This is a genomic window from Clostridium sp. Marseille-QA1073 (assembly GCF_054863625.1).
Genome location: NZ_JBSVQM010000021.1, coordinates 63,377 through 80,573 on the forward strand (window position 1 = coordinate 63,377; position 17,197 = coordinate 80,573).

The 17,197-nt window shown below is 26.7% G+C and carries 12 protein-coding genes; 3 read left to right on the plus strand and 9 right to left on the minus strand.

What is annotated here, in order from left to right; translation table 11 throughout:
* Positions 1-208: 208 nt before the first annotated feature.
* Positions 209-3,463, minus strand: coding sequence for an SNF2 helicase associated domain-containing protein (locus tag ACY1IQ_RS16580; RefSeq protein WP_461615012.1), 3,255 nt, complete (start codon positions 3,461-3,463; stop codon positions 209-211).
* Between the two features lie 486 nt (positions 3,464-3,949).
* Here ACY1IQ_RS16580 and ACY1IQ_RS16585 point away from each other — a divergent pair, with 486 nt between their 5' ends.
* The 3 genes from ACY1IQ_RS16585 to ACY1IQ_RS16595 all read left to right on the plus strand — a co-directional run bounded on the left by ACY1IQ_RS16585 (position 3,950) and on the right by ACY1IQ_RS16595 (position 8,038).
* A complete protein-coding gene (locus ACY1IQ_RS16585) occupies positions 3,950-5,260 on the plus strand; it encodes a putative DNA modification/repair radical SAM protein (protein WP_461615013.1) in 1,311 nt (436 codons plus the stop codon).
* A gap of 327 nt (positions 5,261-5,587) precedes the next feature.
* The gene (locus ACY1IQ_RS16590; RefSeq protein ID WP_461615014.1) at positions 5,588-6,331 is read left to right on the plus strand and encodes a TIGR03915 family putative DNA repair protein; all 744 of its coding nucleotides are present in this window, start codon (positions 5,588-5,590) and stop codon (positions 6,329-6,331) included.
* Between the two features lie 138 nt (positions 6,332-6,469).
* Positions 6,470-8,038, plus strand: coding sequence for a ClC family H(+)/Cl(-) exchange transporter (locus tag ACY1IQ_RS16595; RefSeq protein WP_461615023.1), 1,569 nt, complete (start codon positions 6,470-6,472; stop codon positions 8,036-8,038).
* A 317-nt stretch (positions 8,039-8,355) separates the two neighbouring features.
* Here the strand turns inward: ACY1IQ_RS16595 and ACY1IQ_RS16600 are convergent, their stop codons facing one another.
* The 8 genes from ACY1IQ_RS16600 to ACY1IQ_RS16635 form a co-directional block, all read right to left on the minus strand.
* Positions 8,356-9,168 carry an energy-coupling factor ABC transporter ATP-binding protein gene (locus ACY1IQ_RS16600; protein WP_461615015.1) on the minus strand — a complete coding sequence of 271 codons (813 nt, stop codon included), beginning with the start codon at positions 9,166-9,168 and terminating at the stop codon, positions 8,356-8,358.
* Positions 9,149-10,006 carry an energy-coupling factor ABC transporter ATP-binding protein gene (locus ACY1IQ_RS16605; RefSeq protein ID WP_461615016.1) on the minus strand — a complete coding sequence of 286 codons (858 nt, stop codon included), beginning with the start codon at positions 10,004-10,006 and terminating at the stop codon, positions 9,149-9,151. Before ACY1IQ_RS16605 ends, ACY1IQ_RS16600 begins: the two co-directional genes overlap by 20 nt.
* Positions 9,994-10,770: an energy-coupling factor transporter transmembrane component T family protein gene (locus ACY1IQ_RS16610; RefSeq protein WP_461615017.1), complete on the minus strand. Its 777-nt coding sequence runs from the start codon at positions 10,768-10,770 to the stop codon at positions 9,994-9,996. The genes ACY1IQ_RS16605 and ACY1IQ_RS16610 overlap by 13 nt, the downstream gene beginning before the upstream one ends.
* Positions 10,771-10,920: 150 nt before the next feature.
* A complete protein-coding gene (locus ACY1IQ_RS16615; RefSeq protein ID WP_461615018.1) occupies positions 10,921-11,523 on the minus strand; it encodes an ECF transporter S component in 603 nt (200 codons plus the stop codon).
* Between the two features lie 490 nt (positions 11,524-12,013).
* Positions 12,014-14,149, minus strand: a complete 2,136-nt coding sequence (locus tag ACY1IQ_RS16620; RefSeq protein ID WP_461615019.1) for a sensor domain-containing protein — start codon at positions 14,147-14,149, stop codon at positions 12,014-12,016.
* Positions 14,150-14,417: 268 nt separating this feature from the next.
* Positions 14,418-15,581, minus strand: a complete 1,164-nt coding sequence (locus tag ACY1IQ_RS16625) for an iron-containing alcohol dehydrogenase (protein WP_461615020.1) — start codon at positions 15,579-15,581, stop codon at positions 14,418-14,420.
* Positions 15,582-15,901: 320 nt separating this feature from the next.
* Positions 15,902-16,567 carry a ribose-5-phosphate isomerase RpiA gene (gene rpiA / locus ACY1IQ_RS16630; protein WP_461615021.1) on the minus strand — a complete coding sequence of 222 codons (666 nt, stop codon included), beginning with the start codon at positions 16,565-16,567 and terminating at the stop codon, positions 15,902-15,904.
* Positions 16,568-16,615: 48 nt separating this feature from the next.
* Positions 16,616-17,161, minus strand: a complete 546-nt coding sequence (locus ACY1IQ_RS16635; protein ID WP_461615022.1) for a GNAT family N-acetyltransferase — start codon at positions 17,159-17,161, stop codon at positions 16,616-16,618.
* Between the last annotated feature and the right edge of the window lie 36 nt (positions 17,162-17,197).

The following is a 17,197-nucleotide window of genomic DNA, read 5'->3' on the forward strand; positions in this document are numbered from 1 at the left end:
TTGTATGATTTTCCAATTTTAATATAATATTTTTCTCATGCAAATAATAGAGTTGTTGCCTATTTTGACCTTTAAATGTAATAATTGTACTAATTTTTGATAAAACTCTTAAATTTCACTCATAAATATATATAAATAAAACTAAGAGTGTGAAACCTAATCACACTCTTAACTTTACTTATTAAATATTTATTATCACTTTCTTATTCTAATTAATAGAAAATAAATCTTCTATCTCTTCTTTACTCATTTTATTTATTATATTTTCATCTTTAAATTCATCTGATATTACATTATCAATCATTTCTTTTTTCTTTTCTTGAAGATGAAATATTTTTTCTTCTATAGTTCCCTTAGCAATAAGCTTTATAACCTCTACTGTATTCTTTTGCCCTATTCTATGAGCTCTATCTGTTGCTTGATCTTCTACTGCTGGATTCCACCATGGATCAAAATGTATAACTAAATCTGCTGAAGTTAGGTTAAGTCCTGTTCCTCCTGCTTTTATTGAAATTAAAAATACTTGAGCATTTCCTTCATTAAATTCATTTACCATTTTAAGTCTATCTTCTATTTTAGTACTACCGTCTAGATACATATAGCTTATTTCATTTTTATTTAATCTTTTAGCTATATTTTTAAGTACAGAGGTAAATTGAGAAAATATTAGTATTTTATGATTTCCATTTATACCTTCTTCAACTAAACTTTCTAATGCCTCAATTTTTCCGCTACTTCCATCATAGTTTTCTATAAATACAGAGGGGTCACAACATATTTGTCTTAATCTAGTCAATAGTGAAAATATTTTTATCTTACTTTTATTAAAACCATTATTATTAATTTCTTCTTTCATTTCATCTTTAAATTGAGCTAAATAAGCTCCATATACCTTTTTTTGCTCTTCTGCCATTTCAACTACTAATCTATGTTCAATTTTTGGTGGCAATTCTTTAATAACATCCTTTTTAAATCTCTTTAAAATAAAGGGTTTAATACGTTTATTTAAGGACTCTAAAGAATTGCTATCATTATATTTTACTATTGGTAGTTCATATTTTTGGGTAAATTTTGAATTGGATAATAAATATCCCGGCATAATAAAGTCAAAAATTGACCATAGTTCGGTTAATGAATTTTCTATTGGTGTACCGCTAAGAGCAAAATATCCCTTTGCTCTTAGCTCTTTTACAGACGAAGCATTTATAGATGATGGATTTTTTATTTGTTGAGCCTCATCTAATATACAATAATTAAACTTAAAATTTTTATATTCTTCTATATCTCTTCTAATTAATGGATAAGAAGTTATTACTACATCATTTTCATTTAAATCCTTAATAAGTTCTTCTCTTGTAGATTTATTTCCTGATATAACTGTTACTTTAACCTCTGGTGTAAATTTTTCAAATTCATTTTTCCAATTATATACTAATGATGAAGGTGCAATTACTAAAGATGGAATTCCATTCTTTTCTGAAGCTAAAAAAGCGATGGTCTGAAGAGTTTTTCCAAGCCCCATTTCATCTGCTAATATTCCTCCAAAACCATAAGTTGCAAGAGTCTTTAGCCACTTAAATCCAAAAACTTGATAAGGTCTCATGATATTATGTAAATTATATGGAAGTGTATAATCTAGCTCTTTTATGTCCTTTACATTGTTAATAAGTTCTCTAAATTTTTTATTTCTTTCTATAAATCCTATATTACTCTGTTTTATATTTTCATCTAAATAAAGTGCATTATATTTAGATAATATTATATTCTCCTTATTAAGTTGAGAATCTTTTATATCTAAATAATCAATTATATTAGCTACATTTCTTAATTCTTTTTCTTGTAAAGATACAAAATCACCATTTTTAAGTTTGTGATATTTTTTCTTTTCTTTTAAAGATTTAAATATATCTTTAAGTTCACTTTTATTAACACCATCTATATTAAAGCTAAACTCTAAAAGGTCATCGCTATTTAATCTTATAGCAGCTTTGTAATTTGATGATGTATATATTTTCATATTTTTAAAGCTGTCGGAATAATAAACCTCTCCAAAACTTTGAAGTTTATAAACTTTGTGTAAAATAAAATCAATAATTTTGTCTTGATCTTTTAAGATAAAAGTCTCTTTATCTTCTACAAATCCACAATTATTTATATTGTTTATAATTTTTGTTTCCTCTTTCAAATCTCTTATCAGTATTTTGTTTGAAATTTTATCTAAATCACTCTTAATAGGATTTATACTTACATCTCCATAATCAAAAGAAATTTTAGCGCTTATATTTTCATCAACTTTATCTAAATAAATTTTAGTATTCAGATTTTCTTCATAAAAATTATCCTGTATATTTTTATCTATTTTTACTCTAACTCCGCTATTTTTTAATGTTGGTATTATATAATTTGCTATATTTTCTCCTTGCTCCATAGAAAAAATCAATTGATTCTCTCTACGTTTTCTCATCTCATCAAAGATAGGTTTACAAACTTTTATTTGTTCTTCTGTGAGTATATATATTTTATCCTTATAGTGGACTATACCTCCATCTTTAGTTAATACATTAAATTTATTACTGTGTGATAAATAAATTTTATTATCCTTGCTTTCAATATTAAAATTTAAAGGGAATATCTCATCTTCTACTTTTATATTGTTAATAGTTCCAAATTCATTAATTATATTTATTGTTTTACCTTTAAATATTGTAAAAAATCTTTTAACATGCATATCTGTTAAATAAGCTTTTTTACCCTTTAGCATTTTAAAATTAACTGAAGAATAACTATTAGCTTCAATAATATTATTTAACTCATAAATCTCAAGTAACAAATTAATAAGTTTCATATCATTATCATTAAAATATTGTTCATTAAGATTTAATGTAAAACCTTTTCCATACTCTAAGCATTGCTTTTTATCTATAGCCTCTAAAAAAGATTTCATATTTTTAATCACATATTTTTTATTTACCCCTAATTTGAGTTCTATAGAGTTATATTTTTCATATTTATCCATAGGATAATATATAATATCCATGGAAAGCTCTTGTTTTAAGTTTTTATTATCTCCAAAATTATTTTTATAGTTTTCTATTAAATTATCAATAAAATTTTCTCTTGAGTTTTTTTCTTTTAATTCTATAGCCATTTGGGAATAGTTTAATAATACAGCTACAACGTGTTTACAAGCTTTTTGATGACCATAATCATTAAAAGCAAGACAAGTACAATTACAGGAAAGCCTTTTAGAATTTTCTCTTAAAGCTATTTCTACAACATAACTATTATAATAAGAACTAGACTCTACATTAGCTTTTATATATTGTATTTCTTCATCCAACATACTATTATATCCATTTTTAATATCAAAATTAAAAACTCTTCCTTGTCTATAGCAACTTAACCCTCTATTAAATGTAGCTAAATCCGTCAATTGTTTTATACTTTGTGCATTAATATTCAAAATCTTAACACCTCGTTATGTTTTATTCCTATCTAAACATTATAACCTAATTTTATATTTGCAACATTAGACATCTTCAGAAATAACTAGTTAATAAATTATTGATACTTTTCCTTTATGGAAGAAATTTTTAATTAATTTCTTTTAAAAGTGACACAGTCACTTTTATTAAAAAATCTATTAAAGAAATTAATTTGTAAAATTAATTTCAACCATAATTGTCAATTGTTCATCGTCAATTCTCCATTGACTAAGTTGTGAATTATGAATTGAGGTATCTTCTTCTATTTTTAGGTTGATAACCATAATATTTATAATAATTTTATATACTTGCCCCCTACAACCATGCGAACATATGTGCTATAATTGATTCAAATGTGAATATATAAGCTTTAAAAATTAATAAATATGTGAAATATTAAAACTATTGAATTCACAACTTTTTCAATTTACAGTGCATTATTTTAATTAAGGGGAAATAGTATTATGAATATAATGGATAAACTTAAAATATTATCAGATGCTGCAAAATATGATGTCTCCTGTTCTTCTAGTGGAAGCAATAGAAAAAATACTAAAGATGGTATAGGTAATGCTAGTGTTAGTGGTATATGTCATAGCTTTGCATCAGATGGTAGATGTATTTCTCTTCTAAAAATACTCCTAACTAACTATTGCATTTATGATTGTGTCTATTGTGTGAATAGAATAAGCAACGATGTTCCTAGAGCCTTTTTTACTCCCCAAGAGGTCATTGATTTAACTATAAATTTTTATAAAAGAAATTATATAGAGGGATTATTTTTAAGTTCTGCAATAATACAAAATGCTAATTATACTATGGAACTATTATTAAAAGTTGTTAAAACTTTAAGACTAGAACATAAGTTTAATGGATATATTCACGTTAAAGCTATTCCTGGTGCTGATGATGCTTTAATTGAAGAGGCTGGGAAATATGTAGATAGAATGAGTGTTAACATTGAACTACCATCCTCTCAAGGACTAAAATTATTGGCACCTCAGAAATCTAAAGAAAATATACTAAAACCTATGAGTTTTATAAAAAATCAAATAATTCATTCAGTAGATAATAAAAAACACTTTAAATCTGCTCCTTCCTTTGTTCCTGGAGGTCAAAGTACACAACTTATTGTAGGTGCAACCAAAGAAAGTGATTTTGATATATTAAAATTGTGTGAAGGGCTTTATAACAAGTACTCTTTAAAAAGAGTATATTATTCTGCTTATGTACCTGTTAACAATAGTCCTAAGCTACCAGATATAAAAAATCCTCCACTACTTAGAGAAAATAGATTATATCAAGCTGATTGGCTTTTAAGATTCTATGGATTTAAAGCCTCTGAGCTTTTAAATGAAACTAATCCTAATTTTCATGAAAAACTAGATCCTAAAATTACTTATGCTCTTAATAACATAGATAAATTTCCTGTGGAAATTAATACTGCACCATATGAATTATTACTTAGAGTCCCAGGTATAGGAGTAAGATCTGCAAAAAGGATTGTATTAACCAGAAAAGTGTCCTTTTTAACTTTCGATGATATAAAAAAATTAGGTGTAGTATTAAAAAGAGCTCAATATTTTATAACCTGTAGAGGAAAGTACTATGGAGATGTAGGATTTGATAGAGACAAAATAGAAAATAGATTATTAATAAAAGAAGAAAAACTTAAGACAACAAACTCTAATTATGAACAACTTTCTTTTTTCTCTATTGTTCCTACCATATATAAAAAAGAAGATAAAGTTAAAGCCATCACGGGAGAAATTTAATACAATTGAAAATTGACTATTGACAATGGAGAATTATTGATACTTCTCTTTTATAAGAGAAGTTCTAAATTTATTTCTTTTTAAGTGACGCAGTCACTTTTATTAAAAAATCTATTTAAAGAAATTAATTTGTAAGAATTAATTTTCGCCACAATTGTCAATTTTCCATTCTCAATTCTCAATTGATTAAGTTCCCAAGAGGTGAAAAACTAGCAATTATATTGCTAGTCAAAAATCTATTAAAGAAATTAGTTTGATTAAAACTAATTTCCACCATAATTGTCAATTATCCATTTTCAATTCTCAATTGAATATAAGAGGTGTTATATGATTGTTTATATTTTTGATGGAAGTTTTGAAGGGTATCTAACTTCCATTTATGAAAGTTATTATAATAATAAAAAACCTAATTTAATTATTACTGAAGCAAACTATGAGGCAAATTTAATAGATGAATTTATAAATATATCTACTAACTATGAAAAAGCTAATAAGGTTTATAAATCCATGAATAAAAATTTTTCTTATGAAGTAATAAAAAACATAATTTATTGTTTTTTAAGTAGCTATTCTAATACTCATACTTTGCTTTATAAATATATTAGATTGGCCTTTAAATTGGGAAATGAAATTGAACTTCATCTTCATAATGAAGTTGTAATGGAAGTTATTAAAATTGTAAGAAGAGTTAGCATTGAAAGACATAGTATGTTGGGTTTTGTAAGATTTAAAAAAATAGGATATAACCATTATTACTCTGCCATTGAACCTGATCATAATATTTTAACATTAATTGCTCCTCACTTTTCTTCAAGATTTTCTAATGAAAACTTTATAATCCATGACCTTAAAAGAAATTTAGCTATTATAAATAAAAATAATACTTGGAGTATAGATGTGCTAACAAAAAAAGATGGAAAAGTATTTCTAAATATAAAAGATGAAGGAGAATATGAAGCTCTATGGAAAAACTATTTTAACTCTACATCCATCAGCAGTCGTGAAAATTTAAAACTTCAACGTCAACATATGCCTATTAGATATTGGAAACATTTAACTGAAAAATTATAAATAATATATAAGCTTATCTGGTATAAATATAATATTTATACCTTTCAATTTTCTCATTATATAACTTTAATTTGAAAATTATCCGTTTAATTCTTATAATAATTATGGGCTTAATTTTTAAAAATTGAAGAAGGTGATATTTTGAGTAAAAATAGTAATACCCTTAAAGCTTTATCTCATTGGCAAAATTTTAAACAAAAGCTTATTATAAAATCAATTTTAGTAGGAGCTTTTTCTGGACTTATTGCAGTACTTTACAGATTTACTTTAGAAAAAATGGAACATTTAAGCCAAAACATCTATAAGTTTCAAAGAACAAATTATTGGTTTATTCCAATCTGGTTTATTTTTCTTATAGCCCTAGCATTAATAGTAGGTTTTATAGTAAAAAAAGAGCCTATGATTAGTGGCAGCGGTATCCCCCAAGTTGAAGGTACAGTTCTTGGTCCATTAAAAATGAATTGGCTAAAAGTTGCTATATCAAAATTTGTAGGAGGTGCACTTTCTATTTTAGGAGGGCTTTCCTTAGGTAGAGAAGGTCCATCTATACAAATAGGTGCTGCTATAGGTCAAGGTGTTTCAAAAGGATTAAATTCTGATCACAATGAAGAAAGATATTTAATTACTAGTGGTGCTAGCGCTGGACTGGCTGCTGCTTTTAACGCTCCTTTAGCAGGAGTTATATTTTCTTTAGAAGAAGTACATAAAAGCTTCTCTCCCTTAATACTATTAAGTACAATGACAGCAGCTATAACTGCAGATTTTATTTCTAAATTATTTTTTGGTTTTAACACCGCCTTTAAATTTAGCAATTTATCTTCACTACCTTTAAATAGTTATGGTTATCTGATTATCCTAGGTGTAATTATTGGCATAGGAGGAATAATATTTAACTCACTTCTTGTAAAAGCCTTAAATTTATATAATAGTCAGAAATGGCTACCTCCTCAATTTAGAATTATAATTCCCTTTGTGATAGCTGGAATATTAGGATTAATACTTCCTCAAGTATTAGGTGGAGGCCATAGCCTTGTAATGTCTGTAATTGAAAAAAATCCTACATTAAAAGTTTTATTTATACTTTTAATAGTTAAATTTTTATTTACTATGATAAGTTTTGGTTCCGGTGCACCTGGTGGGATTTTCCTTCCACTCTTAGTAATAGGTGCAATTATAGGATGTATATATGGAAACATTTTAGTGAACTTAGGGTTAACTTCTCCTGATTACATACATAATTTTATGATATTAGCTATGGCAGGATACTTAACCGCAATAGTCCGTGCCCCTATTACTGGTGCAGTATTAATTACTGAAATGACCGGATCTTTAAGCCACTTATTATCTTTATCCATAGTATCTATAATAGGATATTTAGTTGCAGATTTTTTAGGTTCAAAACCTATTTATGAAACTCTCTTACACAGATTGTTAAGCAAAGAAAAAAATAATAATTTTACAATAAACGAAGTAAAGAAAACAATACTAGAGATTCCTGTTTCTATATGTTCCTACTTAGATAAGAAAAAAATTAAAGATATTCAATGGCCTGAAAATTGTCTTTTAGTTGGAATACAAAGAAGTGGAGTTGAAATTATTCCTAAAGGAGATACTTATATTTTAGGTGGAGATTATCTTGTAATCCTTGCTGATGAAGATAAAAGTAGTAACATTACAGAGTATCTTATGAAAATAGCATATGAATAAAAAATCCTGATTACTCAGGATTTTTCTATTGAAATTAAATCTTCTCTTTTATATCTAATTCTTTACTTCTTTAGTTTCTTCACAATATTGTTTTAATTTATTGATATTACTCCAAAATATACTACACCCTTATACAATGGAGAATGGTAAATTCACAATTGACAATTGAGGATATTTCTCAGTAGAAACTGAGAAATATAAAATAAATTTTTTTAAGTAATACAGTCACTTTTATTAAAAAATTAATTTCAACCATAATTGTGAATTGTGTATTACTCCAAATTGCGGATTATAATATCTAAGTGCGTAGCTATACATTAACTTCTTAATAGCTTATTTTTATATGTTTCAATAAACTCCTCAACTGTTAAAAAAGTATGGTCATATCCTAATCTCTTACAAAGTTGAGTTATGTGAGGTGCTTCTAAATAAGCCTTATTTATTATTTCTTCTTTTGAAAATACCTCTCTTGTACTTCCATCCAAAAGTACTTGTCCTTTGTTAAAAACTATAGTTCTTTCAAAGCATTCTGCAACAAAGTCCATATCATGAATTATCGTTATTACTAATTTTCTTTGTTCTTTTAACTTCTCTATAATCTGTTTTATCTTCTCTCTTCCTTTATAATCTTGAGCAATAGTAGGCTCATCCAGTATTATAATATCAGTGTTCATTGCTATAATTGAAGCAATGGATATTAATTTTCTATCAGATAGTCCCAAGTCATAGGGATTATCATTTAACCTATTTTCTAGACCTACCATTTCTAATGCATTTATAGAATTTTCCATCGCCTTATCTTTAGATAATCCTATATTTAAAGGTCCAAACATAACTTCATCTATTATTTTATTCTTAAAAATTTGATCATTAGGATTTTGAAAAACTAACCCTATATGCTTTGATAACTCTGCCACTGTAATTTCTTTAGTATTCATATTATGAATAAATATATCTCCACTACAAGGTTTTAATAATCCCTTCAAGAGTTTTACAAAAGTTGTTTTGCCTGCACCATTTTGTCCCACTATAGCAGTAGAAGTTGAATCTAAATCTAAATTAATGTTTTTTAAAATTTCCTCACCTTTTTTATAGGAAAAATTTAAATTATTAACTATAATTTTTTTCATTGCTCTTCACCACCAAATCATAAGCTTCTTCTAAAGTTATTGGATATAGTCCTGTCTTGCTACTTCTAATATTTAATTCTCTACAAATTTTAGTAAAAGATGGATAATTTAATCCATAATCTAATAAATCATTCCTTGAAAATATTTTTTCTGGTACATCAAAATCTATAATTTTACCATCATGAAGAAGTAATACCTTATTAGAATATTTAGCTATTTTCTCTATCTTATGTTCTACCATTATTACAGTCATACCTTCTTTACTTAAGTTTTGAACTGCTCTAAACACTTCTTCTGAGCCTTGTGGATCAAGCTGTGAAGTAGGTTCATCTAGTATAATTATTTCAGGTTTCATTGCTATGATACTAGCAATTGCCATTCTTTGCATTTGTCCTCCTGATAAATCAAAAGGATTTCTATCCTTGTATTTATATATATCTAAAAGCTTTAAAGCATAGTCTATTCTCTCTACCATTTCTTCTCTTTTAATTCCCATATTTTCAAGTCCAAAGGCTATTTCTTCATAAAGCGTAAGCTTAGAGCCAGTAATTTGAGTAAATGGATTTTGAAATACAATTCCAACCTTTAAACATATATCACTAATATTGTTTTCTTTAACTTCCATTCCATCGATTATTACCTTACCACCATAGGCTCCACGATAAAAATGAGGTACGAGTCCTACTAAAGCTTGGCAAAGTGTTGATTTCCCTGAGCCATTTTCTCCTATTATACCTATAAATTCTCCTTTTTCTACTTGAAAAGAAATATCCTTTAAGGCCAACTCATCATTTAAAGGGTATCTGTATTTTAAGCTATCTACAACTATCTTCTCCATAATATAATTCTCCAAATTATTGCTAAAACTATAGATAATATTAAGAACCACTTAATTCTACTATCATAACTTGAACTTTGACTTTCATTTAAGAAACTTTTTTTTATCTTGGAATTAAATCCTCTCACTTCTAAGGCCATAGCTCTTTCTCTAGTAACAACTAAAGAGTTCATAACCACAGGTCCTATTAAGGGAAAAAAAGCTTTTATTCTTGTTAAAAGCTTTCCTTCTGTCTCCATCCCCCTAGATCTTTGAGCATCTGTTATGGTTCCCATAGTAGAGCTCATTTCAGGAATAATTTGAAGTACAGAACTTAGTACATATCCTATTTTAGGAGATAGTCCTTTTCTAACTAATTCTTCAATTAAATCTGAAGGCTTAGTAGTAAGTATTAATATTGAAAACCCACATAATATATTTATAACTCTTATACAGATCCTTAAGGCATAAAATAATCCTTCTTTATAAAAGGTAAAATTCCCTATAGAAAAAGCAGGCGTTATGTTATCAGCCTTAAATAATCCCTGAATTAAAATAATTGAAAATAATAAAATTGAACTAACTCCTAAAAGAGGGATAACTTTTTTTAAAACCTTACCAGCTAATAATATAAGAATACTAATAGCTAAACATATTAATCCCATAGTTACTGTAGGAATTATTATTGGTATGAGAATTGATACTACTATATACATAATCTTGTTTATTGGATTTATTTTATGTATTATGGTGTTCTGTTCTGAATATAGTGTTAAACTCTTCATTATATAAGCCTCCTTACAGTTTAGAGCAATGCACAATTTACAATCTTAAATCTTTCTTAAGTTTACTGCTAATTAATTCAATTATAAATTGTGCAACCTGTATTAAAAGAAATTATGAATCAAAAAAGTTTGAATTAAGTTTTTTCTATATTATAAAGTCTCTATATTATTATCATTTTTATAAAGAATCGTGAGTTTTTTAGGCAAATTTTTAAATATGCCATAAGCAACAATCACTGTAGCAATTTTATCTGGAATATCCACAACTAACTCATCTAAAAAAGATGCTAACCATAATGGACTTTTATTTGCTGTTAATACTGTAAATACACTGTCTCCCCAAATATTTCCTGTTTGTCCTCCCCAAAAAATTATATTCAATGGAGTAGATATAACTGTTGAAACTAATGCAACTATAAGACCTGTAAATACTGCTTTTGGTAATGTGTCTAGCCATCCTTTATGGGCTAAAACCCCTACTGTGATTCCTATTCCTAAACTAGTAAATGCATAAACAAAAGATATTGGGTTCATGGTTAGTCCATAAATTACATTGTTAACTACCCCACAAATTCCTCCTATTATTGGACCTGCAAGCATGCTAGCAAGCAATGTTCCTATAGCATCTAACCATAGTGGAAGTTTTAATATCTCTGCAAAACTTTTACCAATATAGTTAATACCTACTGCTGCCGGTATAAGAACTAATGCTGCAGTATTAAATTTAAATGACCAAATACTTTTTTTACTCATATATTTTCCCCCTTAGATAATTTACATTTAGGGCAATATTTTAAGTTATTACATATATATAGATATACCAGTTTCAAATTTAATCTATAAATTTATAAAATTGTGCTATTAAATATTTAAGTTTACATTAAATAGTTTATCTATATTTTATTATAACTTTTATATATACCCCATCTCCATTATTATGTAAATTATAGCATTAGTTTCTTTATTATACAATTTTTTATAATTAAGTAACACATATTTACATATCATTTTTTATTTTTGTAGAAATTTATTTAAGGTATAAATAAAGAATTTCTGCGAAAAAAATATAACAAATAGAACCATGATAAAATCATGGTTCTATTTGTTATAATATACCTAAAATTTTTTGAACTAATTATATTTTTAATATATTTAAACTGTATCTCAAATATATTACTTCTATCTAATAAGTTTAGAATTATATAAATCTATAAAAAAGATTAAATATTAAAAACTAACTTAATTATTTATTCTTTAAAAATTTAACTGTTTCTTCAAATATCATAGGTTTAGCATAATAATATCCCTGTATAATATCACAGTTATTAGCTTTTAAATACTTAATCTGTTCTTCCGTTTCCACACCTTCAGCTATTACTGAAAGCTTTAAGCTATGTGCAAGTTTTATAAGTCCATCAATAATATGCTCACTTTTTTTATTAATTCCTATATCATCTATAAAGCTTTTATCTATTTTTAAACAATCTAAATTTAAAAGTTTTAAATATTTTAACGGTGATAATCCTGTACCAAAATCATCTAGTGAAATACTCATTCCATATTTATGAAGCTTATCTAGAACATCTAAATTTTTCTCCAATACGTCAATTATAACACTTTCTGTTATTTCTAATTCTATATATCTAGGATCTAAATTATATTTTTTTAATATATTTATAAAATTATTAGTCAGATTTTTATCTTCTAGTTGTACTTTAGAAAGATTTACAGATATTTTAAAGTTATCATATCCCATCTCTAAAAGTTCTCTACATTTTTTACAGGCTTCATCAAAAACAAACCTTCCTATTGGTATTATTGTCTTAGTATACTCAGCAATAGGGATAAATTCCACAGGAGATATAAATCCTTTCTCTAAATGCTTCCATCTAATCAATGCCTCTAGCCCTACCATTTCTTCATTATTGGCGCTAATCTTAGGCTGAAATACTAAATACATTTCATTTTTATTTAATGCTTCACTTAAATCTTTTTCGATAGAAAATATTCTATTTACTTTTTCTAAATCATTAAATTCAAATAAATAATACTGATTTTTTCCTAAACTTTTTGCTTTATACATAGCCATATCAGCTTTGTAAACTAGATCAGAAAGTATTTCACCGTGATCAGGGTAAAGCGCCATACCTATACTTACACTTATAAAAACTTCACTATCAAGCATCTTAACAGGAGAATTAAATAACTTTATAATTTGTTTAGCTCTATTCTCTAGGTCTATATATCCTTTTATATGTTCAATGAGAAAAGAAAATTCGTCACCACTAAATCTACAAAGTATATCATCTTCTCCAACCATTAATTTTAATCTTTCAGCAACTTGACGTAGAAGTTCATCACCATAATTATGACCAAAAGCATCGTTTATATGTTTAAATCCATCTATATCTACAGATATTAATGCAATCTTCTCTTTCATTTTTAAAGAACTATCTATTTCTTTTTTTATTAGCGCTTCTCGTAAAAAAAATCTATTAGGCAAGCCTGTAAGATCATCATTATATTGTAATCTTCCATATTTACTTTTTTCAAGTTTTTCCTTAGTTATATCTTTGATTGATACATATAAATAATCTTTATTACCCAATTCATCAAAAGTAGCTTTACTTCTAGTTTCTAACCAAACAATCTCATTATTTGCATTTAGTATTCTATACTGATTAGCATAATACACTTCATTACTATTTAAAAATTCTTTAATACCTTTGCAATAGTTTTCTTTATCTTCATCATATATGTATTTCATCCAATGTTTATAGTACCTTATCTTTTCATTTGCCTTACCATCTTTAAGTATGTTATTTATAGATGAACTAAAACTCATAATTTTTTTCTTTAAATCCACCTCACAAATACTATCTAATGATCCGGCAATAGTTAATCTGTTTTTCATTTGATTTTTTGCTAAAGCTAATTCTTGTTTTTTTTGTTCTGTTATTTCTATTATAAATCCTGATGCTAAATTTATATTCTCTTTTTTACTTCTGTATATTTTCCCACTAGCTCTAACCCATTTAATATTTCCACCTTTTTGTATTATTCTATATTCATGGGAAAATTCTTTATCATTAGAAATTTTTATTCTTTCAAGAAAGAAAATAAAAAGAGGATACAAATCTTCCGGATGCACAAACTTAGACAAAGAGTTTATACTATTTATAGATTGTGAACTATTTTCTACTCCTAACAACTGATCGCCTTTGCTACTTAAATAAAATTCATCGGTATTTAAATTCCATTCCCAAATAGCTCCATCAAAAGCATTTAAGGCTAAATTACATCTTTTCTGTTCTATAGAAAGAGAATGGTATTCTTCTGAAAAAAAATAATCATAATAATTTTTAGCTTTATCAATCAATTTTTAACACCTCATGCCTAATTAAGATTTCTATTGTCATCAATTCTTTGTAATCCAAAAAATTTGTATTATTTACAGGTATTTTGTAAATAAATATATATGTTTATTTGTTATATTCCATATTCTACAACTTATTCTAAAATCCTCTTACAATAAAAGGCTATTGATATAACATCAATAGCCTTTTATTTGTTAGCTTTTCAATTTTTATAGTTATCTTTTAGTAGTAAAAATTAAGAAGCAGTAATTACTGATTTTCATTATAATATTATAATGCTCTTTTATATATTTCTAATATATCTTCTGAAGTTAGCGGAGGATAATTTCCTACTGTTCCGCCTCCTGCACATTGTCTAGCCATAATTTCTAATTTTTCCTCTCCTATTCCCACTTCTCTTAAAGTCATAGGGATACCTAAAGATTTTATGAAATCTCTTGTTTTATTTATAGCTTCCTTAGCAGTTTTATATTTATCTTTATCAGCTTCTAAATTCCATACATTTATTCCATACTCAGCAATATCATCTACAGTATCCTCATTTAAAATATATTCCATCCACACAGGAGTTAATATACCTAATCCTACTCCATGAGTTATATCATAAAACGCACTTAGTTCATGTTCCATGTCGTGTACTGACCAGTTTGTATCCTTTCCATAACTCAATAAACCGTTAATAGCAAGACTTGATGCCCACATTAAATTTGCTCGTGCTTCATAGTTTTCTGGTTCATTAAATGCTATTGGTCCATAATGAAAAACTGTTTTTAATAATCCTTCTGCCATTCTATTTTGAAGAAATGCAGTTTTTGTTGGAGTAAAATAAACTTCAAATATATGGCTCATAATATCTACTGCCCCTGCTGCTGTTTGATTTTTAGGCACAGTGTAAGTATAAGTTGGATCTAAAATTGAAAATTTAGGTGAAAGAGCTGGATGTCCTGCTGCAAGCTTTTGGTTAGTTTCAATATTACTTATAACTCCTCCCCTATTCATTTCAGAACCAGTTGCAGATAAAGTAAGTATTGAAGCTAATGGTAATGCTTTTGTGACATCTCCCTTACCAATAAAGAAATCCCATGGATCTCCATCATAATAATATCCACCTGCAATAAATTTAGAACAATCTATTACACTTCCTCCTCCTACTGCAAGAATAAAATCTATGTTATTTTCTCTGCATAGTCTAACCCCTTCTCTTACACTAGTAATACGAGGATTTGGTTCTACTCCTGCAAGTTCCACAAAGTCTATATTGTTTTCTTTTAGTATATTAGTAATTTTATCGTATAGTCCTGTTTTCTTTATGCTTCCTCCACCATAAACTAAAAGGACTTTATTCCCATACTTCTTTATTTCCTTACCTAAAACCTTTATTTTTCCTTCACCAAAAAATATTTCAGTCGGTATGCTGTAAACAAAATTTAACATAAATGCACCTCCAAATATAATACATGTTATTTTTTAGATATCTTCATACCTTAAGGCATCTTATAAAAATAACTTGTGAGTATAATAATCTATTTTATATCACCCTATGTTATCATAGCCTGTTTATAGTCATCTTATGAATATAAGCTATTTCCTTATCTAACATAAAATATCGATAACATCTTTCACTAGATATTTTACTTTAGACACCTAATTATAAATTTTATTCTCTCAATCATTAATTGTTTAAGATTATTATACACTAAACTATATTAAATATATCTATTTAAATTTATAATTATACCTATATTTTTTTAATTCTATTTATTTATAATTTCAACTGTATTTTCTCTTCCTACTATAATCGTATCAGCAATATCAAGAAATAATCCTGTATCAACAACTCCAGAAATCATTTTTATGGTTTTTTCTAATTTATAAGGATCTTCTATCTTTTGTATAAATAAATCTATTATATAATGCTGTCCGTCGGTAACATAATAACCATTATCATTTTTTCTAATAACAGGATTTAGACCTAACTCTTTTAACTTATTGAAAATTTGACGATATGCAAATGGAACCACCTCTACAGGAAGGTGAAATTTACCTAAAGACTTTACCATTTTGTTTTTATCAACTACCCATATCACCTTTTTTGACGAGTTAGCAACTAATTTTTCATATAATAACGCGCCTCCCCCTCCTTTTATTCCATTTAACAGATCATCAACCTCATCTGCACCATCTATGGTCAAATCAACATAATCTACTTCATTAAGAGATATTACAGGTATTCCTAATGATTCAGCAAGCTTAGTAGTGGAATTAGAAGTAGAAACTGCTTTAATATTTAGCCCTTCTTTTATTCTTTCAGATAATTTTACAATTGTATAATACACAGTTGATCCAGTTCCAAGTCCAACAATCATGTTATCTTTAATAAATTCAACTGCCTTTTCACCTGCTATTTTTTTACTATTCATCACTACACCTCACTTTTATTAGATATATTCTTTCGTATTCTAAATAATTTATACTTTTAACTTCATAACATCATATGTAAAATTTGCATCTTCAAAGCTGTAATGATATTTTCCTGTTTTTCTAAAATCGCATTTTTTATAGTAATTTATAGCCTTTATATTACTTTCAAGCACGGCTAGCCAAACTGTAGCAGGAGAAAATTTTTCAAAAAACTTTTTACAAGTTTTCATAAATTCAAGTCCTATGCCGAGCCCATGGTATTGTGATAATATATATATTTTCTGTAACTGTAATTGATTTTGGTCATCTATCTCTTCATAGAAAGAATTTTCTTTTATCTTAGCATACCCAACAGGACTATTATCCAAATATACTATAAAAAAATGATTATTTTCTTTGCTCAAACTTGATTTGATTTTCTCAGAGTTAAATGTTGCCTGTAGATATCTATCTAGTACTTTTGGCTTAAATAAATAACCAAAGGTTTCATCAAAAGTTTTCTTTCCTAAGAAAGATATGTCATTGCAGTGCTCTATACCAGCTTTTATAATTTTTATTTCACTATCCCCTATAGAATTTATAATTTTCTCCATAATTATTCTCCTTATTCAATATATAATTTACAATAT

Bases quoted from the DNA above. Each gene is read 5' to 3' on its own strand.
- ACY1IQ_RS16635 (WP_461615022.1), bottom strand. From the start codon at position 17,161: ATGGAGAAAATTATAAATTCTATAGGGGATAGTGAAATAAAAATTATA.
- ACY1IQ_RS16610 (WP_461615017.1), bottom strand. From the start codon at position 10,770: ATGAAGAGTTTAACACTATATTCAGAACAGAACACCATAATACATAAA.
- ACY1IQ_RS16625 (WP_461615020.1), bottom strand. From the start codon at position 15,581: ATGTTAAATTTTGTTTACAGCATACCGACTGAAATATTTTTTGGTGAA.
- ACY1IQ_RS16615 (WP_461615018.1), bottom strand. From the start codon at position 11,523: ATGAGTAAAAAAAGTATTTGGTCATTTAAATTTAATACTGCAGCATTA.
- ACY1IQ_RS16600 (WP_461615015.1), bottom strand. From the start codon at position 9,168: ATGAAAAAAATTATAGTTAATAATTTAAATTTTTCCTATAAAAAAGGT.
- ACY1IQ_RS16585 (WP_461615013.1), top strand. From the start codon at position 3,950: ATGAATATAATGGATAAACTTAAAATATTATCAGATGCTGCAAAATAT.
- ACY1IQ_RS16590 (WP_461615014.1), top strand. From the start codon at position 5,588: ATGATTGTTTATATTTTTGATGGAAGTTTTGAAGGGTATCTAACTTCC.
- ACY1IQ_RS16605 (WP_461615016.1), bottom strand. From the start codon at position 10,006: ATGGAGAAGATAGTTGTAGATAGCTTAAAATACAGATACCCTTTAAAT.
- rpiA (WP_461615021.1), bottom strand. From the start codon at position 16,567: ATGAATAGTAAAAAAATAGCAGGTGAAAAGGCAGTTGAATTTATTAAA.